Annotated in this window: 2 protein-coding genes and 1 pseudogene; all 3 read right to left on the bottom strand. The window is 70.1% G+C overall.

All coding sequences use genetic code 11. The features are described from left to right. The coding region (locus ACWDNU_RS47145; protein ID WP_449673619.1) for a hypothetical protein at window positions 1-256 on the bottom strand (256 nt) is incomplete at its 3' end. Next, window positions 253-888 carry a biotin/lipoyl-containing protein gene (locus tag ACWDNU_RS47140; protein WP_449673618.1) on the bottom strand — a complete coding sequence of 212 codons (636 nt, stop codon included), beginning with the start codon at window positions 886-888 and terminating at the stop codon, window positions 253-255. The genes ACWDNU_RS47140 and ACWDNU_RS47145, both read right to left, overlap by 4 nt. Window positions 889-935: 47 nt before the next feature. Continuing rightward, window positions 936-1,030: pseudogene (locus tag ACWDNU_RS47135) on the bottom strand (hypothetical protein); the annotation flags it as partial.

Raw genomic sequence — 1,030 nt, 5'->3', positions numbered from 1 at the left:
GTCGGTCACGTTCTGATACACCATGCGCCGACCAAGCGACTCGTCGACCAGACACTACAAACAGGAACGGAGTGACGATGGCGATCGAAAGCCACAACCAAACGACGGCATTCACCGAGGGACTGGCCACCCGCAGGCAGGTGATGGGCGACGATTTCGTCGACCGAGCCCTGGCCCGGGCGGCAGTGTACTTCGACGCCAGCGCGGCGACCGCCGCGCGCAGCGCCTTCTGCTCTTCGGTTTCGTGGAAGCTCATGCCTGCTCCTGCTCTTCTTCCTCGACGACGGCGAGGACGGTTCCGACCTCGACCTGCTGGCCGACGGTCACGTTGAGTGCACTGAGGACGCCGGTGGCCGGCGCGACGATCGTGTGCTCCATCTTCATGGCCTCCAGCCACAGGATGGGCTGCCCCTGGGTGACCTGGTCGCCCTCGGCGGCGCCGAGGCGGATCACGCTGCCGGGCATGGGCGCGAGCAGCGAGCCCGCCGCGACCTGCTCCGACGGGTCGGTGAAACGGGGCAGCCTGCGCGCGGCGACCGGGCCGAGCGGCGAGTCGACCGCGACGAGGTCGCCGTAGCGGGCGATCTCGAACTGGCGGCGCACCGGACCACGCTCGCCCGGTACCGCCAGCACCACGCGCTCGGGCGTCACCGAGATCAGCTCGAGGCCGTCGTGGCCGTCGACCTCGATGTCACCGGCCCTGGTGAACCGGTACCGCACCTCGTGCGTGCCGCTGGTGCGGCTCTCGTAGGACTTGCGCTGCGGCTGCGAGGCCAGGTTGCGCCAGCCGCTCGGAGCGAGCTTGGCGAACCGGTTCGTGGTGTGCGCCAGCGCCGCGTCGGCGAGGGCGGCGGCCACGATCGACAGCGCTTCGTCGGCGTCCGACACCAGCGGCGCGGACAGCGCGGCCAGGTCGTGGGTCGCGAAGAACGCGGGCCCTCCTCGAGCCGGTCCGGGTTGGTGACGAACAGGTCGTCGCCGACGAGCTGGACCTTGTCGCCGATCTCGGAGGTCAGCTGGACCCAGCCGT

This window comes from Amycolatopsis sp. NPDC003676 (genome assembly GCF_053587275.1).
The sequence above is the reverse complement of the archived record's forward strand: the minus strand, read 5'-3'. Positions and strand labels throughout refer to the sequence as shown.